General features: G+C 66.3%; 22 protein-coding genes and 2 riboswitches. Of the genes, 15 read left to right on the top strand and 7 right to left on the bottom strand.

Annotation, left to right across the window (positions count from 1 at the left end):
- Positions 1 to 62: 62 nt before the first annotated feature.
- From RPB_RS16585 to RPB_RS16570, 4 genes are all read left to right on the top strand, one after another.
- Positions 63 to 761: an energy-coupling factor ABC transporter ATP-binding protein gene (locus RPB_RS16585; protein WP_157038840.1), complete on the top strand. Its 699-nt coding sequence runs from the start codon at positions 63 to 65 to the stop codon at positions 759 to 761.
- On the top strand, positions 758 to 1,507 hold the full coding sequence (locus tag RPB_RS16580; protein ID WP_011442168.1) for an energy-coupling factor transporter transmembrane component T family protein: 750 nt from the start codon (positions 758 to 760) through the stop codon (positions 1,505 to 1,507). Before RPB_RS16585 ends, RPB_RS16580 begins: the two co-directional genes overlap by 4 nt.
- Positions 1,504 to 2,082 carry a biotin transporter BioY gene (locus RPB_RS16575; RefSeq protein ID WP_011442167.1) on the top strand — a complete coding sequence of 193 codons (579 nt, stop codon included), beginning with the start codon at positions 1,504 to 1,506 and terminating at the stop codon, positions 2,080 to 2,082. The genes RPB_RS16580 and RPB_RS16575 overlap by 4 nt, the downstream gene beginning before the upstream one ends.
- Before the next feature lie 289 nt (positions 2,083 to 2,371).
- The gene (locus tag RPB_RS16570) at positions 2,372 to 2,758 is read left to right on the top strand and encodes a HutP family protein (protein ID WP_283804831.1); all 387 of its coding nucleotides are present in this window, start codon (positions 2,372 to 2,374) and stop codon (positions 2,756 to 2,758) included.
- 87 nt (positions 2,759 to 2,845) lie between these two features.
- On the opposite strand, the gene RPB_RS16565 is transcribed toward RPB_RS16570, so the two are convergent.
- Complete coding sequence (locus tag RPB_RS16565) at positions 2,846 to 4,423, bottom strand: cobyric acid synthase (RefSeq protein WP_011442165.1); 1,578 nt, start codon at positions 4,421 to 4,423, stop codon at positions 2,846 to 2,848.
- 41 nt (positions 4,424 to 4,464) lie between these two features.
- Between RPB_RS16565 and RPB_RS16560 the strand changes: the two genes are divergently transcribed.
- Positions 4,465 to 5,058 carry a tyrosine phosphatase family protein gene (locus RPB_RS16560; protein ID WP_011442164.1) on the top strand — a complete coding sequence of 198 codons (594 nt, stop codon included), beginning with the start codon at positions 4,465 to 4,467 and terminating at the stop codon, positions 5,056 to 5,058.
- Here RPB_RS16560 and cobS read toward each other — a convergent pair.
- Together cobS and cobT are read right to left on the bottom strand one after the other, a co-directional pair.
- Positions 5,049 to 5,825, bottom strand: coding sequence for an adenosylcobinamide-GDP ribazoletransferase (gene cobS, locus RPB_RS16555; RefSeq protein ID WP_011442163.1), 777 nt, complete (start codon positions 5,823 to 5,825; stop codon positions 5,049 to 5,051). The genes RPB_RS16560 and cobS overlap by 10 nt on opposite strands.
- Entirely contained in the window at positions 5,822 to 6,886 is a 1,065-nt protein-coding gene (gene cobT, locus RPB_RS16550; protein WP_041798299.1) for a nicotinate-nucleotide--dimethylbenzimidazole phosphoribosyltransferase, read from the bottom strand. Before cobT ends, cobS begins: the two co-directional genes overlap by 4 nt.
- Positions 6,887 to 7,092: 206 nt before the next feature.
- Positions 7,093 to 7,301, bottom strand: a riboswitch (cobalamin riboswitch).
- A gap of 156 nt (positions 7,302 to 7,457) precedes the next feature.
- Positions 7,458 to 7,664: riboswitch (cobalamin riboswitch) on the top strand.
- Positions 7,665 to 7,875: 211 nt separating this feature from the next.
- Here cobT and RPB_RS16545 point away from each other — a divergent pair.
- Positions 7,876 to 8,202 (top strand): cysteine-rich small domain-containing protein, encoded by a 327-nt coding sequence (locus tag RPB_RS16545; protein ID WP_011442160.1) that lies wholly within the window; start codon positions 7,876 to 7,878, stop codon positions 8,200 to 8,202.
- 34 nt (positions 8,203 to 8,236) lie between these two features.
- Here the strand turns inward: RPB_RS16545 and RPB_RS16540 are convergent, their stop codons facing one another.
- Positions 8,237 to 9,397 carry an ABC transporter substrate-binding protein gene (locus RPB_RS16540; protein ID WP_349644112.1) on the bottom strand — a complete coding sequence of 387 codons (1,161 nt, stop codon included), beginning with the start codon at positions 9,395 to 9,397 and terminating at the stop codon, positions 8,237 to 8,239.
- Between RPB_RS16540 and RPB_RS16535 the strand changes: the two genes are divergently transcribed.
- Positions 9,345 to 10,097: an alpha/beta hydrolase gene (locus tag RPB_RS16535; protein ID WP_041798806.1), complete on the top strand. Its 753-nt coding sequence runs from the start codon at positions 9,345 to 9,347 to the stop codon at positions 10,095 to 10,097. The genes RPB_RS16540 and RPB_RS16535 overlap by 53 nt on opposite strands.
- 90 nt (positions 10,098 to 10,187) lie before the next feature.
- Here RPB_RS16535 and RPB_RS16530 read toward each other — a convergent pair whose 3' ends face one another.
- Entirely contained in the window at positions 10,188 to 12,518 is a 2,331-nt protein-coding gene (locus RPB_RS16530) for a Tex family protein (protein ID WP_041798298.1), read from the bottom strand.
- 262 nt (positions 12,519 to 12,780) lie between these two features.
- On the opposite strand from RPB_RS16530, the gene RPB_RS16525 reads away from it, so the two are divergent.
- The 3 genes from RPB_RS16525 (at position 12,781) to RPB_RS24230 (ending at position 15,636) form a co-directional block, all read left to right on the top strand.
- Complete coding sequence (locus RPB_RS16525) at positions 12,781 to 14,163, top strand: hypothetical protein (RefSeq protein ID WP_011442156.1); 1,383 nt, start codon at positions 12,781 to 12,783, stop codon at positions 14,161 to 14,163.
- Positions 14,164 to 14,173: 10 nt separating this feature from the next.
- On the top strand, positions 14,174 to 14,995 hold the full coding sequence (locus RPB_RS16520) for a hypothetical protein (RefSeq protein WP_011442155.1): 822 nt from the start codon (positions 14,174 to 14,176) through the stop codon (positions 14,993 to 14,995).
- A gap of 158 nt (positions 14,996 to 15,153) precedes the next feature.
- Positions 15,154 to 15,636 (top strand): hypothetical protein, encoded by a 483-nt coding sequence (locus RPB_RS24230; RefSeq protein ID WP_011442154.1) that lies wholly within the window; start codon positions 15,154 to 15,156, stop codon positions 15,634 to 15,636.
- A 153-nt stretch (positions 15,637 to 15,789) separates the two neighbouring features.
- Here RPB_RS24230 and RPB_RS16510 read toward each other — a convergent pair whose 3' ends face one another.
- Entirely contained in the window at positions 15,790 to 16,422 is a 633-nt protein-coding gene (locus RPB_RS16510) for a TetR/AcrR family transcriptional regulator (RefSeq protein WP_011442153.1), read from the bottom strand.
- A 169-nt stretch (positions 16,423 to 16,591) separates the two neighbouring features.
- Here RPB_RS16510 and RPB_RS16505 point away from each other — a divergent pair, with 169 nt between their 5' ends.
- From RPB_RS16505 to RPB_RS16495, 3 genes are read left to right on the top strand one after another with little or no spacing between them, the layout of a single operon-like run.
- Positions 16,592 to 18,844, top strand: a complete 2,253-nt coding sequence (locus tag RPB_RS16505; protein ID WP_011442152.1) for a TonB-dependent siderophore receptor — start codon at positions 16,592 to 16,594, stop codon at positions 18,842 to 18,844.
- Positions 18,845 to 18,872: 28 nt separating this feature from the next.
- A complete protein-coding gene (locus RPB_RS16500; protein ID WP_011442151.1) occupies positions 18,873 to 19,994 on the top strand; it encodes a PepSY-associated TM helix domain-containing protein in 1,122 nt (373 codons plus the stop codon).
- Entirely contained in the window at positions 19,991 to 20,224 is a 234-nt protein-coding gene (locus RPB_RS16495; protein ID WP_011442150.1) for a hypothetical protein, read from the top strand. The genes RPB_RS16500 and RPB_RS16495 overlap by 4 nt, the downstream gene beginning before the upstream one ends.
- A gap of 64 nt (positions 20,225 to 20,288) precedes the next feature.
- On the opposite strand, the gene RPB_RS16490 is transcribed toward RPB_RS16495, so the two are convergent.
- Positions 20,289 to 22,403: a hybrid sensor histidine kinase/response regulator gene (locus tag RPB_RS16490; RefSeq protein WP_011442149.1), complete on the bottom strand. Its 2,115-nt coding sequence runs from the start codon at positions 22,401 to 22,403 to the stop codon at positions 20,289 to 20,291.
- A 204-nt stretch (positions 22,404 to 22,607) separates the two neighbouring features.
- On the opposite strand from RPB_RS16490, the gene RPB_RS16485 reads away from it, so the two are divergent.
- Together RPB_RS16485 and RPB_RS16480 are read left to right on the top strand one after the other, a co-directional pair.
- Complete coding sequence (locus RPB_RS16485) at positions 22,608 to 22,922, top strand: c-type cytochrome (protein WP_011442148.1); 315 nt, start codon at positions 22,608 to 22,610, stop codon at positions 22,920 to 22,922.
- Between the two features lie 107 nt (positions 22,923 to 23,029).
- The gene (locus RPB_RS16480; protein WP_011442147.1) at positions 23,030 to 24,169 is read left to right on the top strand and encodes an acyl-CoA dehydrogenase family protein; all 1,140 of its coding nucleotides are present in this window, start codon (positions 23,030 to 23,032) and stop codon (positions 24,167 to 24,169) included.
- Positions 24,170 to 24,287: the final 118 nt, after the last annotated feature.

Here is a 24,287-nt window from a genome sequence, read left to right as displayed (position 1 = left end):
CTTCAACGGCTCACTGCGAGGTCGGTCGATCTGGCGCGGACGCGCTCGCGCGGCGAGCCCCGATGTCGACGACGCCGGGCGCCCAGGCGATCGTGTTCTCCGACGTGCGTTTGGCTCGCGACGGGCGCGAGGTTCTTCGCCGAGTCGATTTTCGCATCGACGAGGCCCGGATCGGCATCCTCGGGCAAAACGGATCCGGCAAGTCGACATTGCTGCGGATGATGATCGGACTGATCGCTCCGTCGCAGGGGCGGGTAACGGTCGGTGGCCTCGATCCGCATCACGACTGCGTCGCGGTGCGCGACCGCATGGGCTTTCTGTTCCAGACGCCCGACAACCAGATCGTGTATCCGATCGTCCACGAAGATCTCGCCTTCGGCCTGAAGGCGAGGGGCCTGTCGCGTCAGATGGTGTCCGCGCGGATCGCGGCTAGTCTGGACCGGCTCGGCATCGGCGATCTGGCGGCGCGAAGGGTTCATGAATTGTCGGGCGGCGAGCGGCAACTCGTCGCCTTGGCCGGCGTGCTGACGCGCGAACCGCCGACTATCCTGTTCGACGAGCCGACGTCGCAGCTCGATCTCGCCAACCGCAATCGGTTTCGCAGGCTGCTGGCCGGGATGTCAGAACAGGCGATCGTCGCGACCCACGATCTTGAATTGGTCGAGGATTTCGACCGCGTGCTGGTGATCGAGTCCGGGCGCGTCGTCGTCGATGCGGCGCCGGCGGAGGCCATCGCGCGCTACCGGGAGCTGTGCCGATGATCGGTGCTGTGCGACGCTGGGGCGCCTCGGCGCCGCTCGTCGCCGTTCCGGTCGGCTGGAAGCTCGCGTTGCTCGCACTCCTGGGTGCAAGCGTCGCCTTCATCGACAGACCGTGGATGCTGGCGTGCGGCGTCGCTTCGGCCGCCTGCGCGTTGATGCTGACCGGCGCCTCGCCCCGCGCGCTGTGGGCGGGGCTCAAGGGGACGACGATCATCGTCGGATGCATCGGACTGTTCGACTACTGGAGCCATGGTCTCGCGTCCGCCGCCGCCGTCACCACGCGACTGATGATCCTGATCGGATTTGCCCAGGCGGTAACGACGAGTTCGACGGTGCCGGCGATGACGGCCGCGATCGAAACGGCGCTGCGTCCGCTGCAATGGATCGGGCTGCTCGATGCCGAGCGGGCCGGCTTGACGCTGACCCTGGCGATCCGGTTCGTGCCGCTGATCCTGGACGAAATCGCCGCGATCCGTGAGGCCCAGCGGGTGCGGGGACTGGATCGTTCGATCGTCGCGCTGGCGGTGCCGCTGGTCGTCAAGATCATCCTGCGCGCGCAGGATCTGGCCGACGCGATCGACCTGCGTGGTCCGCCGCCGCGTCAAGGCCGGCAGCCGGTGGCCGTGGCGGCGTCGGCCGAGAGCCGTGCGCAGCGTCGCGCAGCGCGTCGCGCGTGTGGCGCCGTGCCCTACGACGTTTCGGCTCTCGAGGTCGGGGGCGGCAAGAGAGGAGACACTGCACCATGATGTCACAATCCGCCGCGCGTTTCGGCACCCGCGATCTCGCCCTGGTCGGCCTCGGCGCCGGCCTGATCATGGCGCTCGGAGCCATTCCGCCGATCGTCGTCGGCGTGTTGCCGGTGCCGATCACGCTGCAGTCGTTGGGCGTGATGTTGGTCGGTCTGATGTTCGGGCCGAAACGCGGGGCGCTCGCCTGCCTCACGGTGCTGGCGCTGGTCGCTGCGGGCCTGCCGGTCCTGGCCGGCGGTCGCGGCGGACTGGCGGTGTTCGCCGGTCCCACCGTCGGCTATCTGCTCGCCTGGGCGCCGGCGGCCTATGCCGTCGGCTTCCTGGCGATGCGTGCCGAGGCGTTGCAGCGGCCATTGTGGCGCGGGATCGCCTATCTGGCGGCGACGATCTTCGGAGGGATCATCGTTCTTCACCTCGGCGGCATTCTGTGGCTCGCAGCGGTCAGTCACATCAACGTCGCGACGGTGATGTTGGGCTCGCTGGCGTTCTTGCCGGGCGATCTGATCAAGGCCGTGCTCACCGTCCTGATCGTGCAGCGGGTCGAGGCGATGCTGACTTTGCCGAGGCTCTGATTCCGGCCTCGGCGAGGCCTCGATGACCGGCGTCGCGCAATGAGCGCGTGTGATTTGCACGGCCTGCAAGCGGATCGGAGGCGATTAGACATGTATCAAACCGAGTAACCACAACGGAAGTTCATCCGTCCAATATATCGTGTGTGTCACGGCGTTTCTGCCGTGCGCGGACCGCTCGTACTTACTTGACGGCGGTCCGGCCCGGTGTCAGGTTCGCGCCGAATTGTACGCCACGATACAAAGGAACAAGCCGTTGCAATTGGAGCTCAGTGCCGATCGGATCGGCAAGGTGGCGATTATGCTCGCGATGACCTCTGAAGAAGAGGAAGCCAGCTTCAAGGCGAAAATATCGAAAGAGACGAACTACAAGTTCTCGGTGACCTGGGTGAGCGGTCGCAAGACCGAGATCAACAAGACGTTTCCACGCAGCATTCTCAATGCGGCGCTGAAACACGGCACCATCGAGGATCGATCCGGAGCCACGCACGCGCTGATCCACGCCGGTCTCGAGGCGCTGAGCGGACTGATTCCCACCGTTCCCGGCGACAGCAGCCTGAAGGTGAAGGTCGTCATCATCGCCGACGGGCATTGGGTGGTCGTAGCCGCCTATGGAGAATCGGCGTTTCTGCCCGAGACCAACCACGAGCGGATCGGTCTCGGCGTGATGCATCTCTGAATCGCCGGCGCGGACGCGTCGCGCAAGGTCATCGATCGATCGCAGGCGCCGCGTGGCATCGGCGCGCTACGCGGCAATCCTCCGTCGCTAGCGCGCCAGCGCCAGCAGCGCGTCGAGATCGAGATTGTCTTCGCAATGGTCGGCGAGCGCGTCGAGCGCGTCTTCGATGCGGCGCTCGAAGTCGAGGCCGGACCTCGCCGCACCGAGTTCGCCGAGCCAGGCCGAGCGAAACGCGTCGCCGACGAACAGGCCGTGCAGATAGGCGCCCATGACGCGGCCGTCCGCCGACACCGCACCCTCCGGTCGTGATTCGTCGCGCCCGTCGTCGAGCAGCAACCACGGCCGCGCCAGACCGGCTCCGGTAGTCCGGCCCATGTGCATCTCGTAACCGGTGACGCGACAGCCGCCGTTGAGGTCGACGGCTTCGATTTCGATCAGCCGCTTGTCGTCCGAAATTTCCGTCTCGACATCGAGCAGACCCAAGCCAGGCGTTTCACCGGGCGGTCCCTCGATGCCCCTCGGGTCGCGGACGACCCGTCCCAGCATCTGGAAGCCCGCGCACAGGCCGACGACGCGACCGCCGCGGCGGACATGCGCCAGGATATCGATATCCCAGCCTTCGCGCCGGATCAGATCGAGTTCGGTGCGCGTCGCTTTCGAGCCGGGCAGCACCACGACGTCGACGTCGCCGGGGATCGGCGAGCCGGGCTGGATCCAGCGCAGATCGACGTCGGGCTCGGCCGCCAGCGGATCGAGATCGTCGAAATTCGCCACGCGCTGCAGCCGCGGCACCGCGATCCTGATCCGGCCGCGGCTCGCGGCCGCCGCCCGCTCCAGCGCCAGCGAGTCTTCCGCCGGCAATCGGTCGGCGCCCGGAAACCAGCGCAGCACGCCGAGAAACGGCCAGCCGGTCTGCTCGGTGATGGTGCGGCAGCCGGGCTCGAACAGTGAGAAGTCGCCGCGGAATTTGTTGATCAGATAGCCGGCGACGCGGGCGCGATCGCCGTCGTTCAGCAGCACGTAGCTGCCGACCAGCGCCGCCATCGTGCCGCCGCGGTCGATGTCGGACAGGAACACGACTGGCAGATCGGCGGCTTCGGCGAAACGCATATTGGTGATGTCGGAGGCGCGCAGATACACCTCGGCGCCGCTGCCGGCGCCTTCCACCAGCACGAGGTCGGCCTCGTCGGCCAGCCGCTCGAAACTGTCGAGCACCGCGGGGATCAGCCGCTGCCGCATGTGGTGATAGATCCGCGCCGGACAATTGCCGAGCACGCGGCCGCGCAGCACCACCTGCGCGCCGATCTCGGTCTGCGGCTTGAGCAGCACCGGGTTCATGTGGATCGACGGCGTCGTGCGGCACGCGCGCGCCTGCAGCGCCTGGGCGCGGCCGATCTCGCCGCGCGCGGCCTCGCCGTCGGGGCCGGGCGGCAGATCGGGATCGTCGGCGACCGCCGCGTTGTTGCTCATGTTCTGCGCCTTGAACGGACGCACCACGAGCCCGCGGCGGCTGTAGGCGCGGCACAGGCCGGCGACCACCATGCTCTTGCCGACGTCGCTGCTGGTGCCCTGGATCATCAGCGCGCGGGCGCGCCGCGGACCTGCGGTCGCGCGCGGCGTGAAATGGATGCGGGAGATCAACTCATCGACGTCGGGTGTGGTCATCGGGAAACTCGATAGGAGGGGAAGCAGGAGCGGGCGGACGAATGGCGATGCAACGCGAAGCCGGCTTGACGCAGACGCCGCGTCGGCGATACGACGCCGGCGTGATCATCGTCAGCGCCCTCAGCCATGCTCAGGATCTCGTCGCGCGGCTGCGGCCGGCGCGGTCGCTGTCCTTGATGGCGCCGTGGCAGCGAGTCGTCTTCAACGAGGCCTGGCTGCCCGAACAACGGCTGATCCTCGCTTTCAACGACGTCGTCGAGACCGGCTCCGTCCATGTCGCGCCGGATGATGCGATCGTGCGCAGCATCATCGAATTCGCGCACGGCTGTGAAAGCGGTCAGGACGTTCTGGTGCATTGCTGGATGGGCGTCAGCCGCTCGCCGGCCGCGGCCTATATCATCGCCTGCGCGCGCGCGCCGGGCGACGAGCACGCGATCGCCGAGGAATTGCGCCGCTGTTCGCCGGTGGCGACGCCGAACCGGCTGATGGTGGCGATTGCGGATGACATTCTCGCGCGCAACGGTCGCATGGTCGAGGCGATCGAGCACATCGGGCGGGGAGTCGAGTATGACGGCGACGCCGCGCCGTTCTGCTTGCGGCTCGACTGGCGCGATGGTCCGGCGCATCAGATCTGACTCCCGCCTGCAATCGCCGCGACGCCGAGCAACAGTCCGATCTGGGCGAGTTGTTCGGTCGCGCCGAGTACGTCGCCGACATAGCCGCCGAGCAGACGATGCGCCGCCAGAGCAGGTAGCAGCCCCGCGATCACGGCGCCCGCCAGCCCGCAGGCCGCCGCACCGGCATCGCCGATCACCAGCCACATCATCCCCAGCGCCGTGAACGCCGCGGCCACGATGGCGTCGGCGGTGCCGATCCGCTGCGTCGGGTAGTTCAGCTTGGCGGTCGCGACGTTGCCAGCATAGGGCAGCACCGACATCACCAGCACGATGCCGGCGCGACCGAGGCTGTGGCCGGCCACCAATGCGGCTGCGCCGAGCCAGGGGGGCAGGCTCGCGAGCACCACGATGCGGAGGAGCAGGCTCGCGACCAGCGTCACCGCGCCGTAGCTGCCGATCCGGCTGTCCTTGATGATCAGCAGACGCTGCTCGCGCGTGCGGCCACCGAACAAGCCGTCGGCGGTGTCGGCGACGCCGTCTTCGTGCAATGCGCCGGTGAGGATCACGCCCGCGAGAATCGCCAGCGTGGCGGCCACAGTCCCGGTCCAGATCGTCGAGGCGATCAGCAACACGCCGGCGCAGACGAAGCCGATCATTGCGCCGACGAGGGGGAAGTACTTGACTGCGGACAACACCCAATCGGCGTCGAGGCGCGCGGCTCCCCGCGTCGGCAACACCGTCATGAACTGAATCGCGTTCAGCAGCGGCCGGATGCGTTCGGTCACGACGGCGTGCCGATGGTGCCGGCCAGAACGTCGGAGAGGTCGGCGAAGTCGGTGAGGATTCCGGCGGCGGCGCGCACCAGCGGAATCGCCATCAGCGCGCCGGTGCCTTCGCCGAGCCGCAGGCCGAGATCGAGATAGGGCGTCGCCGCCATCGTCTCGAGCAGGACCTTGTGGCCGCGCTCGGCCGAGCGATGCGAGAACACGCAATAGTCCCGCGCCTCGGGATGCAGCCGCACCGCGACCAGCGCTGCGGCGCTGGCGATGAAGCCGTCGATCACCACCGGACGGCGCCGCGCCGCCGCCGCCAGAACGGCGCCGGCCATCATCGCGATTTCAAAGCCGCCGAATTCGGCGAGCACGTCGAGCGGGGCGGTGGCCGTGGTGCGCGCTGACGCCTTCTCCGCGATCGCGAGCTTGTGGGCGACGCCGGCGGCGTCGAGCCCCGCGCCGCGGCCGACGCAGTCGGCGATCGGCGCTGCGGCGAGACGATGGGTGATCAGCGCGGCCGAGGTGGTGTTGCCGATGCCCATCTCGCCGATCGCCACGATGTCGACGCCGCCGTCGATCGCGTCGCTGACCAGCGCGACGGCGGCGTCGATCGCGCGCCGCGCCTCGTCGATCGACATCGCCGGCTCGCGGCTCGCATTGCGGGTGCCGCGCCGGATCTTGCGATCGATCAGCCCGGGGCAGGGCGGCAGGTCATCGTCGATGCCCGCATCGACGACGCAGAGGTCGGTGAAGGCGGCTTTCGCCAGCACGTTCACGCCGACGCAGCCGGCGAGATAGGCGCGGACCATCGACCGCGTCACGCTCGCCGGATAGGGCGACACGCTTTCGGCGGCGAGACCATGATCTGCGGCGAACACGAACACCGTGGCGCGGTCCGCGCGCGGTGGCGCCGGATGCCAGATCAGCCCGAGTTGCACGGCGAGATCTTCCAGCCGGCCGAGCGAGCCGGGCGGCTTGGCCTTGGCGTCGATCCGGGCGCGCAGGGTCGGTTCGAGCGCGTGATCGACCGGAGCGATGGCGCAGAATGGCGGGCTGGAACGTGGAGCGTGCATGAGACCGCGATGGGTTGATAGCAACGGACGCACGCGTGCCTCCGCCTGCGCGGTGGACGCGTCGAGGTGATCGGACGGACGTCTCCTCGCGCCGTTGCGAGCAAGCTCGGGCAGCACGACGAAGCGAAACCGATTGCGATGCGGTGAGAACTACGTGGAAAGCTGATGCGGCATCTGAACGTCCTTCTTCGACCCACCGTCGAATGGCATTGCACGAATCTACGGCCGGTCTCCTGGCTCGCGGATGTTGTCCCGATCGCCTTCCCGAGGCCGTCTTGGCGGACTCAGTGGCGCATGTGATCGGCGACGATCCGCTTACAGTTGCGGGGGCAGCCGCGGCTTTGGCGCTTTCGCGCCGTACCGCATTCCCTGTTTCACCTCTCTCGCGAGAGGCACCGTAGACGATCCGACAAGAGCACGACGACCCGCCGGACGCAAGATGAGAGGAGGCGAGAGTCGGGCTCTACGACGAAGGTGCAAATGCTCCCTGCCGTGCGCGGTGGACGTCACCGCGCATGTTGGTAGTCGCTCCCGAAACCGCATCGCGCTTGCGCGTGGATGCGAGGCGTGCTCTGTTTGCCATGCCTTCGGTGCCTCTCGAAAGAGAGGTGAAACAGGGAATGCGGTGCGGCGAGCTTTCGCCAATTCCGCGGCTGCCCCCGCAACTGTAGGCGGATCGTCCGCGATCAAGCTGCCACTGAGCGATCGTTTTGCGCTCGGGAAGGCGATCCGGACCATATCCGCGAGCCAGGAGACCGGCCGCAGGCAATCGTCCACTTGATGTCGACGGGTGGGTCGACAGCGGAGAATTCCATGATCAATCGGACGTAGTTCGCCGTCGTCGCAGCGCAGATTGCTGATATCGCCAGATCGATCGGCGTCGCGGGCGGTCATTGTCGCGCGTTGCTCGCCACCCTGATCGGGCGGGCCGCACGACGCACGCCTGTGCGCCAATGCGGGGCCGCTAATGGCTTCGCCATGGAGTGGGCATGGAACCCAAAGACACCACGACAAACGAGGCCTTCAAGGGCTTCACCAACGAGGCCTGCCCCTTCCTGCCGTGCCATCCCGGCGTGGCGCGGGAGTTCAACTGCCTATTCTGCTACTGCCCGCTGATCGCCTATGAGTGCCCTGGTCCGTACCAGGTGTTCACCGATCGCAACGGCCTGAAGCGCAAGGATTGCAGCGCCTGCACGCTGCCGCACAACGGCTATCGCCGCTCCTGGAATTTCATCCAGCGTTGGCTCGAAAAACCGAAATTGTGGGATGGTGGCGATCAGGATCCGAAGCGCATCAAGGAAGCGTCTTCGGAGTGATGCTTGGTTGCTGCGCGACGCGCGAAGGCGCCGGTCAGGGGCGCTGCCGCGGCAGGGATGCGCCATCCTCGCGGTGAATCCGCTCGATCGAATCGGCGAGCTGATCGAGTGCTGCGGGTAGCATCGGCCCGCCGCACATCGTCAGCTGATCCGGAAACACCAGGCGACGGCTCGGCGGATAGGCTTGCTGGATCGCGGGATGCAACAGCAGCGCCTTGCCCTGATCTTCCGCGAAAGCCTTGTCGTCGGCGACGAGCAGCAGATCCGGGCGGGAGGCGACGATCGCCTCCAGCGACGCGAAGCCGCCGTGGGTGAGGCCGATCTCCGTCGCCGCGTTGGACAGACCGGCGACCTCCAGCAGCGAACTGAGCAAGCCGTCGTTGCCCGCGACCCATCCGCGTCGCGATACGGGAAGAATGCGGTCGCGCCACCGCGCCGTGACCGCGCGGGTGCGGGCCACCGATCGATCGATCCGGTCGATGATCGCATCGGCGCGTTCGGAGTGGCCGGTGAGGTCGCCGACACGACGGATCTGCTGCTTCACATCGTCGATGCTGTTCGGGACATCGAACTCTTCGACGGCGATTGCCTGGTGCCGGAGCAGCTCGCGCGTCGCCGCCTTGCCGTAACGGCCGGCGAGCACCAGATCGGGCGCCAGCAGCAGCAGGTCTTCGGCTTCACCCGACAGCTGCGGGTAGTCGCGCGCCTGCGTCGCAGACCATGACAGATGCGGATCGCGGGCGTAGGGGCCGAGGCCGACGATCTGCGTCGGATCGGCCACCGCGATCAGAATCTGATCCGTGCACATGTTGATCGACGCGATCCGGGCGGCGCCGGCGACCGACGTGTTCGGCAGCACGAGGCCGAGGGCCAGGGCGAGCGCGCCGAGCAGGCCCCGTGTCCGCAGTCCGGTCGGGTGGGTCATGACGAGGGGCGTGTTCCTTGAGGGGAATGCAATACTAAGCACGTCGAAGCATTGCCGAATTTGATCTAAAGCAAGCCATGGCGGCAGCCCCGGACCGGCTCCATGATGCTCGTCGGTGTCGGATGCGGTGACGGGGCTGATTTGTGGTCGTCGCGGTGATCGCCTATTCATTCCTCGAACCGGCAAAGATCGGTGGCAACACGACATGGAGGTCGAGATGAGCGACGAGGTCCTACCCGGCGCAGAAGCGTTTTCCTTCGACGGCAACAAGATCGGCGTCCTGCTGGTGCACGGCTTCACCGGCAGTCCGCAGAGCATGCGCTATCTCGGCGAACGTCTGGGCGAGCAGGGCTACACCGTGCTCGGCCCGCGTCTTCCCGGGCACGGCGTCTCGCCCGCGGCGATGGCGAAGACGACCGCGGCCGACTGGGCCGCTGCCGCCGAAGACGCGCTCGCTGAAATCTCAGCCAAATGCGACAAGGTGTTCGTCGCGGGCCTGTCGATGGGCGGCACGTTGTCGCTGTATCTGGCGGCGATGCATCCGGACAAGGTCAGCGGCGTGATCCCGATCAACGCGGCGGCGCAGATCGAATCGCCTGACATGGCGTCGATCGCCTATGCGCGTGGCCTGCCGGAGACGATCCCCGGCATCGGTTCCGACATGATGGATACCGAGACCAAAGAACTCGCCTATCCGGAGGTGCCGGTGGTCTGCATGAAGCATGCGCTGGGCCTCGCGGCCACCGCACGCGCATTGCTGCCGCGGATCAAATGCCCGACCTTCGTGATCAATTCGCGGGTCGACCACGTGCTGTCGACCAACAACGCCAACCTGATCGCCAACAATGTCGGCTCCGATCGCATCGAGTTGCTGTGGCTCAATCGTTCCTATCACGTGGCGACGATCGATCACGACAAGGATCTGATCGCCGCCGAGGTTCACGCCTTCGTGCAGCGGAACATCAAGTAACAGCTTGCGTCCTCGTGCCTCCGGCGATCCTGCCGGAGGCACGGCGCCACCCAGGCGGGAGCGGGCCCGCCGAAGGGGGGCGGCTCCCGCTTACTTCGAGCGGCCCTTGCTGTTCTCGGCCGCCTTTGCCAGCGCGGCCGCGAAGGCGCCGCCGCCGGTGCTCTTCGGCTCGGGCTTGGGGCGATAGCGATCGACCAGCTTGGCGTTGCCGCCGCCGTCCTTGCGTCGCTCGCCGGGCGCCGGAATGGGATCCGACAGCCGCAGCGTCAGCCCGATCCGGTTGCGCGGCACGTCGACCTCGAGCACCTTCACCTTCACCACCTGGCCCGGCTTGACGACTTCGCGCGGGTCGTTGATCCGCCGTTCCGACATCGCCGAGATGTGGATCAGCCCGTCCTGATGCACGCCGATGTCGGCGAAGGCACCGAACGCGGCGACGTTGGTCACCGTCGCCTCGAGGATCATGCCGGGCTTGAGGTCGGTGATCTTCTCGACGCCCTCCTGGAACGTCGCGGTCTTGAATTCCGGCCGCGGATCGCGGCCGGGCTTCTCCAATTCCTTCAGGATGTCGGTCACCGTGGGGATGCCGAATTTGTCGTCCGCGAAGGACGCGGGCTGCAGCGACTGCAGCGTCTTGGTCTGGCCGATGATCGCCTTGATGTCGCTCTTGGTCGCCGCCAGAATCTTCTTCACCAGCGGGTAGGCTTCCGGATGCACGCCGGAGGCGTCGAGCGGATTCTCGCCGTCGCGAATCCGCAGGAAGCCGGCGCATTGCTCGAACGCCTTGGGGCCGAGCCGCGGCACTTCCTTGAGCTTGGCGCGGCTCGGGAAGGGGCCGTTGCCGTCGCGGTGGGCGACGATGTTCGCCGCCAGCGTTTCGCCGATGCCGGAGACGCGCTCCAGCAGCGGCGCCGATGCGGTGTTGAGATCGACGCCGACGGCGTTGACGCAATCCTCGACGGTGGCGTCGAGCGCGCGCGACAGCACATGCTGGTTGAGGTCGTGCTGATACTGGCCGACGCCGATCGATTGCGGCGGCACCTTCACCAGTTCGCCGAGCGGGTCCTGCAGCCGCCGCGCGATCGAGACCGCGCCGCGGATCGAGACGTCGAGATCCGGGAATTCCTTGGAGGCGAATTCGGAGGCCGAATACACCGAGGCGCCGGCCTCGGAGACGATCGCCTTGGTGAGTTTCAGCTCGGGCTTCAGCTTCATCAGGTCGGTGACGAGCTTTTCGGTTTCGCGCGACGCGGTACCGTTGCCGATCGCGACCAGCTCGATGCGATGCTTGATGCAGAGCTGCGCCAGCTCGAGCATGCTCTCGTTCCACTTCCGCGCCGGCTCGTGCGGATAGATCGTGGTGTGGTCGACGAACTTGCCGGTCTGGTCGATCACCGCGACCTTGACGCCGGTGCGGAAGCCGGGATCGAGGCCGAGCGTCGCGCGGCCTCCGGCGGGCGCGGCGAGCAGCAGGTCGCGCAGATTGGCGGCGAACACGCGCACCGCTTCCTTCTCGGCCTGCTGCCAGAGGCGCATCCGTGTATCGAGCGCGAGCCCGGTCTTGATCCGGGTGCGCCAGGCCCAGCGCACGCAATCCGACAGGAAGGCGTCGCCGGGGCGTCCCTTGCGCGCGATGCCGAAGGTCGCCGCGATGCGGTTTTCGTATTGCGTCGGCTCCTTGGAGTCGGGATCCTCGCCGTCGCCGAAATCAAGCGTCAGGATTTCCTCTTTCTCGCCACGTAGCAACGCGAGAATGCGATGCGACGGCAGCTTCTGGTAAGGCTCGGAAAAGTCGAAATAGTCGGCGAATTTCGCGCCTTCGGTTTTCTTGCCGGTGCGAACGCTCGCCTTGAGCTGGCCGCGGCTCCAGATCGCTTCGCGCAGGCTGCCGGTGAGGTCGGCGTGTTCGGAGAAGCGTTCGACCAGAATGGCGCGCGCGCCTTCCAGCGCCGCCTTGACGTCGGCGACCGGATGCTCGCCGTCGGTCTTCACGAAGGCCGCCGCCTCGGTCTCGGGATGCTTGTCGGGATTCGTCAGCAGCATCTCGGCCAGCGGCTCGAGCCCGGCCTCGCGCGCAATCTGCGCCTTGGTCCGGCGCTTTTCCTTGAACGGCAGATAGATGTCCTCGAGCCGGGCCTTGGTGTCGGCCGCGAGCAGCGCCTTCTCGATCTCGGGCGTCAGCTTGCCCTGCTGCTTGATGCTGTCGATGATCGCGATCCGGCGCGCGTCCATCTCGCGCAGATAGCCGAGCCGCTCTTCCAGCGCGCGCAACTGCACGTCGTCCAGCATCCCGGTCGCTTCCTTGCGATAGCGCGCGATGAACGGAACGGTCGACCCGCCGTCGAGCAGGTCGATGGCGGCCTGGACCTGTTCTTCACGGACGGCGAGTTCGGCGGCGATGATGGACGCGATTTTCGGCACTGGAGGTCTCTCGAAACAATGGGCACGGTGTGTCGATGAAGCGCCGGCTGAGCGGCGAATCGATGGCACCGTACGACATCCCGGCAGCGAGGGGGACGGCGCGTCGCGGTGGCCCACAGCCGTTTTGCGAGCCTCGACCTGCGGGCACGGTTCCGGGAGACGCAGCTCGGCACGACCACAATCTGGTCCGATTCTGCAACTAATCGTTGCGAGTACGAGCATACGGGGGCGTTGGTCGTGCGCAGCGTCACGTCATCCGGATATGCCCATGCCCCTTGCCGCCGACCCGGCCGCTTCGTCCTCGCGCACGCCCCTGCATTCGACTGGCGCGGCGGTTCCAGCGTCGCTGTTGTTGTCGCGCGGCGTCGCCCGGCTGGAGGTGATGCTCAAACTCACCACGGCGATCCTGGCGCTGGCCGCTGGCGTCTATACTTATCTCGGCGTGCGCGAACTGCTCGACGGCAGCCCGACCACGGTGTTCTTTGCCGCGCTGATCTATTCGGTCGCGGTGTCGGTCGGCATCTACGCCTTCTGGGTGTTCCTGATGCAGTTCATGCCGCACGTCGTGGACCGGACCGGCCGCGTGCTGATGTTCGGCTGCATGGTTTTCGGCTCGCTGATGATCGTGGCGATGTCGTCCTGGCTGAACGCCTCGGCGCTGGCCGGCGGCGCGGCGATCCGGCAGCACCTCGCGATCACCGTGCAGGACTACACCCGCGATCTCGACGCGGCGAACAGCAACGCCATCGCGGCGCAGGGGCTGCTGCCCGACATCCAGATCGCGTCGTCGCGCTTCGCCAAGCTGGCGGATGCGGAGCGCGCCGGCTCGCTCACCGGTACGTCGGGCTCCGGCACCGTGGTGCAATTGCTGACACAGATGTCGGGGCAGCTCGATAGTCTCGGCAAGGAAGTCGAGGCCTCGGGCAAGCGCGTCTCGTCGCTGTTCGAGGAAGGCGGCAAGCACCTCGCCAGAATGCGCGAGATGGTGTCGGAGCGCGGCCCGATCAGCGAGCGCAGCGACGGCTTCGCCACCGAATCCCTGGCGCTGATGGGGGTGATCGCCAATCTGCAGCAGACCTCGGTGGCGCCGGCCGTGAAGCGCGCGGCGGCGTCGCTGTCGTCGTCGTTCATCGCGCCCGCGGCCGGTGGTCGCAGCGCCGATCTGGCCGAGCGCCAGACCGCTGTGGTCGGCAAGGTCGAAGGCGCGATCGCCGCGCAGGCGGCATCGCTGGCGGGGGCGGCCGACAAGATCCTCGAGATGCCGCGGATCGAACCCGCCCGGTTTCAGACGCTGTCACCGGCCGAAGCCGTGCTGCGCTATGCCGGCGACTTCATTCCGAGCTGGGCCGGTGCGATCTCGATCGACCTGATGCCGGCAGTGCTGGTGCTGATCCTGTGCGTGGTGCACGCCGCGATCAGGCGCGAGGGGCTGCCGGCGGCGAGCGCGTCGGCGATGACGGCGGCCGAGATGATGGCGGCGCTCAGGATGGCGCGCGAGGTCGAGCTGGCGAGCCAGGCGTTGCGACCGCCGGCCGAGCCGAAAGTGAACGAGCCTTTCAAGGCGCCAGCGACCGCGGATGAGCCTGCCGTCGCTGCGGCCGACGAAAACGTCACCGCGCTGTCGTCGGCGCGGCACGTCAAGTAAGCGTGGTGCGATGGGCGGTCTGACGCAACGCTTCCATGCCTGGCTGGCCGGCAATCCGGACGACGCGGTGCTGCGCCTGGTGTTTCGCGGGCTGGTCGTGGTCTCGATCGCTGCCCTGACATTCGATCTCGCCGGCGCCAATGGCTGGGTTGCGCCGATCGATGGTGCGCGGGCTCCGGCGGACCAGCGCGACAACCCGCCGAGCGGATTGCCGACGCTGCCGGCGATCCTGTCGCCATGGCTACCCGGTGGCGACCGGCTCGCGCCGCTGCCGCAGCCGGACGGCGCGCTCGGCAAGGCGATGACGTTTGAACTGATCAGCGGCGGCAGGCTCAAAGCGACCGGCACGATCACGCCGGGCATCTCCGAGGCTTTCGCCAAGGCGATCGAACGGCACGGCGAGTACATCAAGACGGTGGTGCTGAATTCGCCCGGCGGTTCGGTCAGCGACGCGCTCGCGATGGGGCGGTTGATCCGCGACCGCAAACTCGCCACGCTGGTCGAGGCCGGAAAATACTGCGCGTCGTCCTGTCCGCTGGTGTTCTTCGGCGGCATCGAACGCCACGCCGGCGATAAGGCGGCGATCGGCGTGCATCAGGTGTTCGCGGCCAAGAGCGCGACCGCTGCGCCCGCGACGCGCGACGCGATGAGCGACGCGCAGCGGATCTCCGCGCGCTGCCAGCGCTATCTCGGCGACATGGGGATCGACCTGCAGGTCTGGATCCACGCCATGGAAACGCCGAAGGACCGGCTGTTCGTGTTCAAACGGGACGAATTGCAGGCCCTGAAGATCGTCACCCCGCTGGCCGCGGCGCCGCCGGCCAAACCCTGAGGCGCCGCCTCGATAGCGCATCGCGGCGACGTGTCGCGGTTTTCAGGTGTCAACCTGCATCGAAACACCACTTTTTGTGCGTGTCCTGCATTGGTTCCAGCAACTTTTGAAAATCCTCGTCGTTATCGGCCCAGTGCAACGTCGCGAAGGAAAATGAAATGAAGAAGACAGGCTTGGTTCTTGGTGCGGTAGCTGCCCTTGCGGTGGCCACCGCATCGGCTCCCGCGCAGGCTCAGCGGTATGGACACGGACACGGTTTCGGTCCCGCTTTGATCGGCGGCCTTGCCGCCGGCGCGCTGATCGCAGGTGCAGCTTCCAGTGCTTATGGTTACGGTCCTGGGTATGGCTACGGCTATGGTTATGGCGGTGGACCGTACTATGGCTCGCCGTATTATGCTCCCCGCGTCGTTAGCTACTACGGCGGCCCGCGCTACTACGGCGGCGGCGGCTGGGGATATGGCGGTCCGCGCTACTACGCGCGTCCCCGTGCGGTCTACTACGGCGGCGGCTATCGTCCGTATGGCGGCTATCGCCAGTCCTACGGTTACGCTGGATCGCCCGTGATCCGGGCCGGCTACATCGGTGGCCCGCGCTTCGGTGGTCCGCGTTACGGTCACCGACACATCCATCGCCGCTGGTAAACACCTTCTTCGGCGATCGGATCGATCGCGGATACATCATGATCGAAGGCGGTAGCGGCAACGCTGCCGCCTTCAGTCTTTTTCGGCCCCACGTGAGAGTGTTTCGTCAGCTCCGCCGGACGCGCCGCGCGGGGAGGGGCTCCTCCTTACGGATCACGACGCGCCGCGACGAGCTCCGTTCAGGAACAGCTTCCAGGCGGTCTCGAAATAGGCGTTCTGCGCCCGCGTCGACGCGTAGGTCGTGCGGCCGAGCATGGCGTCGATCATCGGGCCCACGGCCACGCAGTTCAGCAGATGCATCGCGAGGAAGGACACGTCGCCGGGCGCGAGATCGCCGGTGCGCTGCGCCTCTTTGATCAGGGCGAACAGTCGATCCATGATCGGATCGTGCTTGTTGCCGGCGACCGATTGTCCGACCACCAGCGCCTCACTGAAGGCAATCCGTTTGAAAGCGATCAGGGTCGGATCGAGATTGACCGCGAGCAGCCAGCGCGCGGCCGCGCGCAACTGTGTCAGCACGTCGCCTTTCTCCGCCGCCGCCATCGTCGAATGGAAATGCGCTTGCGTCTGGATACGCGCATGCTCGACGACGCCTTCGAACAGCGCGAGCTTCGACGGAAACCGGCGATACACCGTGTCCTTGCCGACCCCGCACGCCGCGACGACCTGTTCGACCGACGTCGCCGCGTAGCCTTGCTGCGCAAACAACCGCGACGCCGTCTCGATGATGTGAATCGATTTGGCCTCGCCGTCGGCTTTGCGCGGACGACCGCCTTTTTGTGTCATGGATACGTTCCGCACCACCGTCCGAGCTTCCAGTTCGAACTCGTCCGACCCTCGCGGGTCTTCGAACTATTCCAGTCTCATGTTCGCGTTGGCTTTGCAATCGCACTAGACAGGACGGTCCCGTCCCGTTTTATTGCCGCGACGAATTGTCAACACCGGGGACGGCGGCATGGGGCTCTATCGCGATACAATTGTTCTTGCGGCTCTCACCGCCGCTTCGATGTGCGTGCCGGAGGCGATGGCGCAGCCGTCTTCGCAGGCGGAGTCGGTTGCGCTTCCGGCCGTGACGGTGAGCCCGGCACAGCGCGCTTCGAGCCGGTCCGCTCCGCGTCGTCGCGCAGCAAAGCCGGTACCGGCGCCGAGGACCGCGCCGGTCGCGCCCCGCGCGGTCACCAGCGTCAGCAACACGTCGGATCGCTATCTCGACCGGCGTTCGACCGCAGCGACGAAGACCGACACGCCCGTGCTGGAGACGCCGCAGTCGATCTCGACGATCACACGCCGGCAGATGGACGATCAGAACGCCCAGACGGTCGGCAATGCCCTTCGCTATACGGCGGGTGTCCTCTCTGATGCCGATTCCAATGCGCGCTACGACAGCATCTTCATTCGCGGCTTCGGCGCGTTCGGCACCGCGACCAACTACGTCAGTTTCCTCGACGGTCTGAAGCTGCCGCGCGGCCAGGCCTTCGCCAACACGTCGATCGACCCGTTCCTGCTCGACCGCGTCGAGGTGTTGAAGGGGCCCTCGGCGGTTCTCTACGGCCAGACCAGCCCCGGCGGCCTCGTCAACCAGGTCAGCCGGCTGCCCAGCGCCGTGCCCTACAACGAAGTCAGGATCGAGGGCGGCACCTACGGCCGCATCCAGTCGGGGGTCACCAGCCAGGGCGCCCTGGATAAAGACGGGCACTGGCTCTACAGCCTGAGCGCCATCGGCCGCTCGTCCGGCACGCGCTACGACGGCGTCGACGAACAGCGCTACGCCGTCGCGCCCGCCGTCACCTGGACGCCGGACGCCGACACCAGCTTGACGGTGCAGAGCTACTATCAGCGCGATCCGAAGGGCGGCTATTTCAATTCGCTGTATGCCAGATCGCTGGCGCCGGCGCAGTACCAGTCGTTCCTGAACTCCAAGCTGAATGTCGGTGACCCGAGCTTCGATGCGTTCCAGCGCGAGCAATACGGCATCGGTTATCAGTTCGACAAACGCCTCAACAGCGTCGTCAGCGTTCGGTCGAGCCTGCGCTATTCGCACGTCGATATCGATATGCAGTCGCTGCAGATGAACGCGCCGCTCACGGCGACCGGCCAGTTGCCGCGCTGGGCGGTGCGCTCCATCGAGAATGTCGGCGGATTGTCGACCGATAACCGGGTGCAGTTCGACCTCTCCACCGGCGCACTTCAGCACAAGATCATCACCGGCGCCGACTATCAGCAATCCCGGAGCGACTGGGTCTATCAACTCGGCGCGGCGACGTCCCTGAACGTGATCAATCCGGTCTACGGCCAGACGGTCGGAACGCTCACGTCGCTGATCAACAGCGGGCAGGACCTGTCCCAGACCGGTCTGTACGCGCAGGATCAGATCAGCCTCGGTCAATGGCGCGCGACCCTCGGCGCCCGCCACGACTGGACCGAGCAGAGCACGGACAACCGCCTCGCAGGCTCCGGCACCAGCCAATCCGCCGACAAGACGACGTACCGCGCCGGTCTGCTGTATCTCTTCGACAATGGTGTCGCGCCCTATGTCAGCTACTCGACCTCGTTCGAGCCGGTGGCCGGCGTCGGTGTCGACGGTTCGCCGTTCATCCCGACGACGGCGGAGCAATATGAAGGTGGCATCAAGTATCAGCCGAATGCCCTGCCGATCCTGCTGACGGCATCGGTCTTCGATATCCGGCAGCAGAACGTGCTGACGCCGTCCGCCGTTGCGGGCTTTAACGTCCAGCAGGGTGAAGTTCGGTCGACCGGGGTCGAATTGGAGGCGCGCGGCAACGTCACAGACGGCCTCGAATTGATCGGCGCCGTGACGTTCCTCGACACGCGCGTCACGCAGTCGACGACCACGTCGATCATCGGCAATCGGCCGCAAGCGGTGCCCGACTTCTTCGGCTCTGTCTGGGCAAATTACACTTTCCGGTCCGGTCCCGTGGGCGGATTGTCGGTCGGTGGCGGCATCCGGCATGTCGGCGCGAGTTACGGCGACGACGCCAACACGCTGCAGACGTCGGCCTACACCCTCGTGGATGCGGCGCTGAAGTATGAGCTCGAGTATCTCTCGCCCCGCCTGAAAGGCACGGCCTTGACGCTCAACGTCAACAATCTGTTCGACAAGGAGTACTATTCGAGCTGTTCGTCGACTTACTACTGCCAGTTCGGCAACCGCCGAACGATCCTGGCCGGGCTCCGGTATCGATGGTGAGCCGCCGAAGCCGGGAGCTGTCGGTCCGATGACGCCGCGCACCGTCCGGGTCTGGTCGTGGATTCATCGGTGGAGCAGTCTGGTCTGTACGGTCTTCGCACTTCTGCTCTGCCTGACCGGCCTGCCGCTGATCTTCAAGGACGAACTCGGTCCCGATCTCGGGCTCGAGGATGTCGCGGGAGGCGCCGCGACCTCGTCATTGGAGTCGATGATCGCCCGGGCGCAGGCCGCGCGTCCGGGAGAGGTGGTGCCGTATCTGTTCTTCGATCGCGACCAGCCGATCGTGAAAGTGCCGACCGCGCCGTCGATGACGACCGACCCTGCGGCATTCCACTATCAGGTGTTCGATACCCGAACCGGACGACAACTCGACGTTCCGCAGCCCAATGAAGGCTTCATGTACGTGATGCTGCGGTTGCATCTCGACCTGTTTGCCGGCGTGCAGGGCACGCTGTTTCTCGGCTTCATGGGATTGCTGCTGGTAGTTGCGATCGTATCGGGCGTGGTGCTTTACGGCCCCTTCACCCGGCGTCTCGATTTCGGGGTGGTCCGCAGGGGTGGCGGGCGACATCGAGCGTGGCTGGACCTGCACAATCTGCTCGGCATCGTCACCTTGGCCTGGTTCGGGGTGGTGACCTTCACCGGCGTGATCAACACGCTGGCAGCTCCGATCGAACTGGCCTGGCAGGCCAATCAGCTCGTCGAGATGTCGACGCAGGCCAGGCCGGTCGAGAACGGCGATAGGCGGGCCTCGATCGACGATGTGCTCCGCGAGGTGCGCGCGGCTGTTCCCGGCATGAATGTGATGACGGTCGCGTTTCCGGGAACGCCGTTCGCCACCCCGTCGCACGTGGCCTTGTTTCTCACCGGCAGCACGCCGATCACCAGCCGGATTCTGAAGCCCGCATTGGTCGATGCATCGAGCGGTGATGTGGTCGCGGTGCGTGACATGCCGTGGTACGCGACGATGTTGTTCTTGTCGCAGCCGCTGCATTTCGGGGACTATGGCGGGCTACCGCTGAAGATCATCTGGGCGCTGCTCGACATCGTGACGATCGTCGTTCTCGTCAGCGGACTGTATCTCTGGTGGGTCAAACGACGCCGGCGCGCCGGTTCCGCGTCCGCTGGCGTCGTTGGGGGCGGCCGATGAACGGCTTCAGGCGGCAATGGTCGTGGCCGGTGGTCCTGGCCGCACTGACGGTTTTCGGACTGTTCGCCGCGCTGGTCGGCGAAGGCGGCATCTGGTTGGTAGCGAGCTGGGTGGCGCTCTCGATTCCGCTGCTGGCGATCATGCGGTGTCTCGCGATGTCGCACCGAGACGGCCCATCGCCCGACTTCGATCGGTCGTCGGGCACGGATCGCGCTCAACGGCGACGGTGATCCGGCGGCAGCTTGCGCCGGGGTCTCGCCCTTTCGCGATGCGATTTGAGCCGGGCGGCAGGGTTCATTTCGCCGCGGCGCCCTGCAGGGCCTGGACGAGTGCCTTGCGCAGCGCATCGAGCGTGTAGGGCTTCTGCAGCAGCGGGAAGCCTTCGCTCAGCGCCGATGCGCTGCGGTCGCTGTAGCCCGACGCCAGCACGACCGGGGTTTCGGGATGATGCTCGCGGATCAGCCGACCGAGCTCGAGGCCGCTCATACCCGGCATCACGATGTCGCTGAACACCAGGTCGATGTCCTTGCGCTTGTTGAGAAGCTCGATCGCGGCTTCGGCGGTCCCGACCGTGACGACGGTGAAGCCGCATTGTTCGGCATAGTCGGCGGCGACGGCGGCGACGTCGGGATGATCTTCCACCAGCAGCAGCGTCGCCTGTTTGCTCGGCTGGAGCGAGGCGGCCTCCGCGACATCCGCGTCCAGTATCGGGCTCTCGGTCGAGCGGGGCAGGAACAGGTCGAAGCGGGTGCCGCCGCCGACCGTGCTCTCCACCGTGATCGCGCCGTTCGATTGCTGGATGAAACCGTAGATCTGGCTGAGGCCCAGCCCCGTGCCGCGATCGACCGGCTTGGTGGTGAAGAACGGCTCGAAGATCCGGTCGCGAATCTCCTCGGCAATGCCGATACCGGTGTCGGCGAACCCGAGAATGGCGTAGTCGCCCGTCAGCCGGCGTGGTCCGAAATTTTTCAGCGTCTCGGTCCGGATCGAGATCGTGATGCGCCCGCCGTCCGGCATCGCGTCGCGTGCGTTGAGGGCGAGGTTGAGCAGGGCGATCTCGAATTCGTTGGGATCGATCTGGACCACGACCGGCTCCGTTGGCGGCTCGATCGCGATGGCGATGTCGCTGCGGACGGATTGCCGCAGCACGTCGGCGAATTTCATCACGGCATCGCCGAGATCGACCAGCTTGGCCGCGACGTTGTGGCGGCGCGAAAACGACAGCAATTGGCGGGTGAGGCCGGCACCCTTCGCCACGGCGGAGTCGATCATGTCGAAGGTCCGGCGGTCCTGCAAATCGTGATGCCGCCGCCGCAGCTTCTGCACCGAGCCGCCGACCACCATCAGCAGATTGTTGAAATCGTGGGCGACACCGCCGGTGAGGCGCCCCAGCGATTCGAGGCGCTGCGACTGCTTCAGCGCGTTTTCCGCAGCGGCGCGCCGGCCGGCCTCCTCGTAGAGCCGCCGCGTCCGCCGCAATGCCAGCACCACGATCGCGATCAGGGCGGCGGTGGCGGGCAGGCCGACCAGCAGATAGGCGCCGAGTTGCGACAGCCACATCCTGCGGATCGCCTCGGTCTCCAGCCCGGCATACACGTAGACCGGCAGGTTCGGCAGCTTGCGATAGGCGATGCGCCGCTCGATGCCGTCCAGCGCCGACACGTGTGTCAGTGTGCCTTCGGTACTCCCGGCGCGCATGGCCCGCCCGATCAGACCGTCGGATTTGATCGTTGCATCGGCATGCTCGATCGCGGGGAAGCGGGCGAGAATGGCGCCGTCTTCACGGACGAGCGCGGCGTAGCTGCCGTTCTCACGCCCGACTTTGGCGTAAAAGCCCTCGAAATAGTTCGGCAGCACCGAACTCTGAATGGTCCCGGCGAAGCTCCCGTCAGGCATGTTGCGCCGCACGCTGACGCCGAAGAACGGAGCTCCGCCATAAGGCGGCCGCGGCTGCAGGGCGCGACCGACGAACAGGCCGATGTCCTTTCCGACATGGGCCTTGAAGTAGTCCCGATCGGAGAAGTCGGTTCGTGGCGAGGGATAGAGCAGGGTGTTGACCAGCGTCTGGCCGTTGCTGTCGAAGATCCACATCGACTTGATCTGTTCCGAGCCGGCGGCCAGCCGCTTCAGCCGCGCGTGCAGCGCGCCTTCCCCGGCACGGATCTGATCGTCCGTCATGTCACGGATGATCTCGCCGGTCTCCGCGATCGAGCGCTCGACCGATTCGAAGATCTTCAGCGCGTGCTCGGTGATGATGTCGCGGGTCTTGTCGATCTGCCGGTCGGCACCGTCGTCGTTGGCGCGATAGGCCAGCCAGGCCGCGTAAGTGAACAGCGCCACCGGTAGCACGACCGAGGCGACCAGAATTGCACGCAGCAGTCGAAGCGAATCGCGTTGTGCCGTCAGCATTGGCTTGGGTGGGCGAAATCAGCTGCCATTGATTTTCAATTAAGCACCTTTTCCGGCCGCAGGAAACCAATTGCGCCCGGCCGATCAGGAAGGCGGTAAATCCCCGACAGGGGACACCTATCGTTCGTGGAACCATTGCAGTAAACAGCATGGTGACTCGCGAGTTCCAATGGATGTGAGCCGGGCTTGCAGAAGAGGATTGCCATGCGCCCTTTGACCTTCGGTCTGTCGTTGCTGCTGCTCGCCGGCGCATCCGCCCCCACATTCGCCGCAGATGCCACCAACGGCGAGACTCTGGCCAAGCGCTGGTGCATCAGTTGTCACCTCGTCTCCGAGGACCAGCGCAAGGGCACCGACCTGGTCGCGTCGTTTGCGTCGATCGCATCGCAGCCCGGATTCGATCAGGACAAGCTGGCGATCTTCCTGCTCGAGCCGCACCCGAAGATGTCCAGCATGGCGCTGAGCCGGATCGAGGCGCAGAACATCGCGGCCTATATCGCCGAGCAGAAACGCCGGTAGTGCATTGGCGCGGCGGCTTCGCGTCGCGCTCCGGCCAGCGTCTCGACGCAAGTGGGACCGGGGCTTTCCCGGCATCCTCGCCGCACGCGAACGGCCCGGGTGCGATAGTGACCAACTCCCCATTTTATACCGCTGACCACATCGCCTTCCGCGACGTGGTGCGCCGCTTCGTCCAGAAAGAGATCGAGCCGTACGCCACCGAATGGGACGAGGCCGGCGGCTTTCCGCGAGAGCTTTATGAAAAGGCCGCGGCGATCGGCTTGCTCGGGCTCGGCTTTCCCGAGGAATATGGCGGCACGCCGACCGATCAGTTCATGTGGATCGTGGCCACGCAGGAACTGGCGCGGGCGGGGGCCGGCGGCGTCAGCGCCAGCCTCAACAGCCATTCGATCGGCGCGCCGCCGATCGCGCGCGCCGGGACGCCGGAGCTGAAAGCCCGGGTGCTGCCCGATATTCTCGCCGGCAAGAAGATCTCCGCTCTGGCGATCACCGAGCCCTCCGGCGGCTCCGACGTCGCCAATCTGCGCACCAGCGCCAAGCGCGACGGCGACCACTACATTGTCAACGGCGAGAAAACCTTCATCACCTCGGGGATGCGCGCCGACTACATCACCACGGCGGTGCGCACCGGCGGCGAGGGCCCGGGCGGCGTCAGCCTGTTGCTGATCCCCGGCGACACGCCGGGGCTGACGCGGACGCAGCTGAAGAAGATGGGCTGGTGGGCGTCCGACACCGCGACCCTGCATTTCGACAATTGCCGGGTGCCGGCCGGCAATCTGCTCGGGCAGGAAGGCGCCGGCTTCATGATCATCATGATGAACTTCAACAGCGAGCGACTGACGATGGCGGCCGGCTGCATCGCCGCCTCGAAGGTCTGCCTCGACGAGGCGACGGCTTACGCCAAGCAGCGCGTCACCTTCGGCAAGCCGCTGACCAAGCATCAGGTGATCCGCCACAAGCTGGTCGACATGGCGCAGCGCATCGCCGCGTCGCAGGCGATGCTTGAACTGCTGGCGTGGCGGGTGGAGCAGGGCGAAAGCCCGATCGCCGAAATCTGCATGCTGAAGAACCAGGCGACCCAGACCATGGCGTTCTGCGCCTCCGAGGCGGTGCAGATCTTCGGCGGCGCGGGCTTCATGCGCGGCGTCAAGGTCGAGCGGATCTATCGCGAGGTCAAGGTCAACGCCATCGGCGGCGGCACCGAGGAGATCATGAAGGATCTCGCCAGCCGGCAGATGGGATTGTGATGAAACACTTCGTCATTGCGAGGAGCGAAGCGACGAAGCAATCCAGGTCGGTGCACTGAGCTGGATTGCTTCGCTTCGCTCGCAATGACGGGGACAGGGTTACGATAATAAGAAGGTA

It is taken from the genome of Rhodopseudomonas palustris HaA2 (genome assembly GCF_000013365.1).
Lineage (GTDB): Bacteria > Pseudomonadota > Alphaproteobacteria > Rhizobiales > Xanthobacteraceae > Rhodopseudomonas > Rhodopseudomonas palustris_J.
This window is presented reverse-complemented; position numbering and strand designations above follow the sequence as displayed.

Excerpts from the sequence above, each read along its gene's own strand:
- RPB_RS16585 (WP_157038840.1), top strand. The coding sequence starts at position 63 with ATGTCGACGACGCCGGGCGCCCAGGCGATCGTGTTCTCCGACGTGCGT.
- RPB_RS16580 (WP_011442168.1), top strand. The coding sequence starts at position 758 with ATGATCGGTGCTGTGCGACGCTGGGGCGCCTCGGCGCCGCTCGTCGCC.
- RPB_RS16575 (WP_011442167.1), top strand. The coding sequence starts at position 1,504 with ATGATGTCACAATCCGCCGCGCGTTTCGGCACCCGCGATCTCGCCCTG.
- RPB_RS16565 (WP_011442165.1), bottom strand. The coding sequence starts at position 4,423 with ATGACCACACCCGACGTCGATGAGTTGATCTCCCGCATCCATTTCACG.
- RPB_RS16560 (WP_011442164.1), top strand. The coding sequence starts at position 4,465 with ATGGCGATGCAACGCGAAGCCGGCTTGACGCAGACGCCGCGTCGGCGA.
- cobT (WP_041798299.1), bottom strand. The coding sequence starts at position 6,886 with ATGCACGCTCCACGTTCCAGCCCGCCATTCTGCGCCATCGCTCCGGTC.
- RPB_RS16545 (WP_011442160.1), top strand. The coding sequence starts at position 7,876 with ATGGAACCCAAAGACACCACGACAAACGAGGCCTTCAAGGGCTTCACC.
- RPB_RS16535 (WP_041798806.1), top strand. The coding sequence starts at position 9,345 with ATGAGCGACGAGGTCCTACCCGGCGCAGAAGCGTTTTCCTTCGACGGC.
- RPB_RS16525 (WP_011442156.1), top strand. The coding sequence starts at position 12,781 with ATGCCCATGCCCCTTGCCGCCGACCCGGCCGCTTCGTCCTCGCGCACG.
- RPB_RS16520 (WP_011442155.1), top strand. The coding sequence starts at position 14,174 with ATGGGCGGTCTGACGCAACGCTTCCATGCCTGGCTGGCCGGCAATCCG.
- RPB_RS24230 (WP_011442154.1), top strand. The coding sequence starts at position 15,154 with ATGAAGAAGACAGGCTTGGTTCTTGGTGCGGTAGCTGCCCTTGCGGTG.
- RPB_RS16510 (WP_011442153.1), bottom strand. The coding sequence starts at position 16,422 with ATGACACAAAAAGGCGGTCGTCCGCGCAAAGCCGACGGCGAGGCCAAA.
- RPB_RS16505 (WP_011442152.1), top strand. The coding sequence starts at position 16,592 with ATGGGGCTCTATCGCGATACAATTGTTCTTGCGGCTCTCACCGCCGCT.
- RPB_RS16500 (WP_011442151.1), top strand. The coding sequence starts at position 18,873 with ATGACGCCGCGCACCGTCCGGGTCTGGTCGTGGATTCATCGGTGGAGC.
- RPB_RS16495 (WP_011442150.1), top strand. The coding sequence starts at position 19,991 with ATGAACGGCTTCAGGCGGCAATGGTCGTGGCCGGTGGTCCTGGCCGCA.
- RPB_RS16490 (WP_011442149.1), bottom strand. The coding sequence starts at position 22,403 with ATGCTGACGGCACAACGCGATTCGCTTCGACTGCTGCGTGCAATTCTG.
- RPB_RS16485 (WP_011442148.1), top strand. The coding sequence starts at position 22,608 with ATGCGCCCTTTGACCTTCGGTCTGTCGTTGCTGCTGCTCGCCGGCGCA.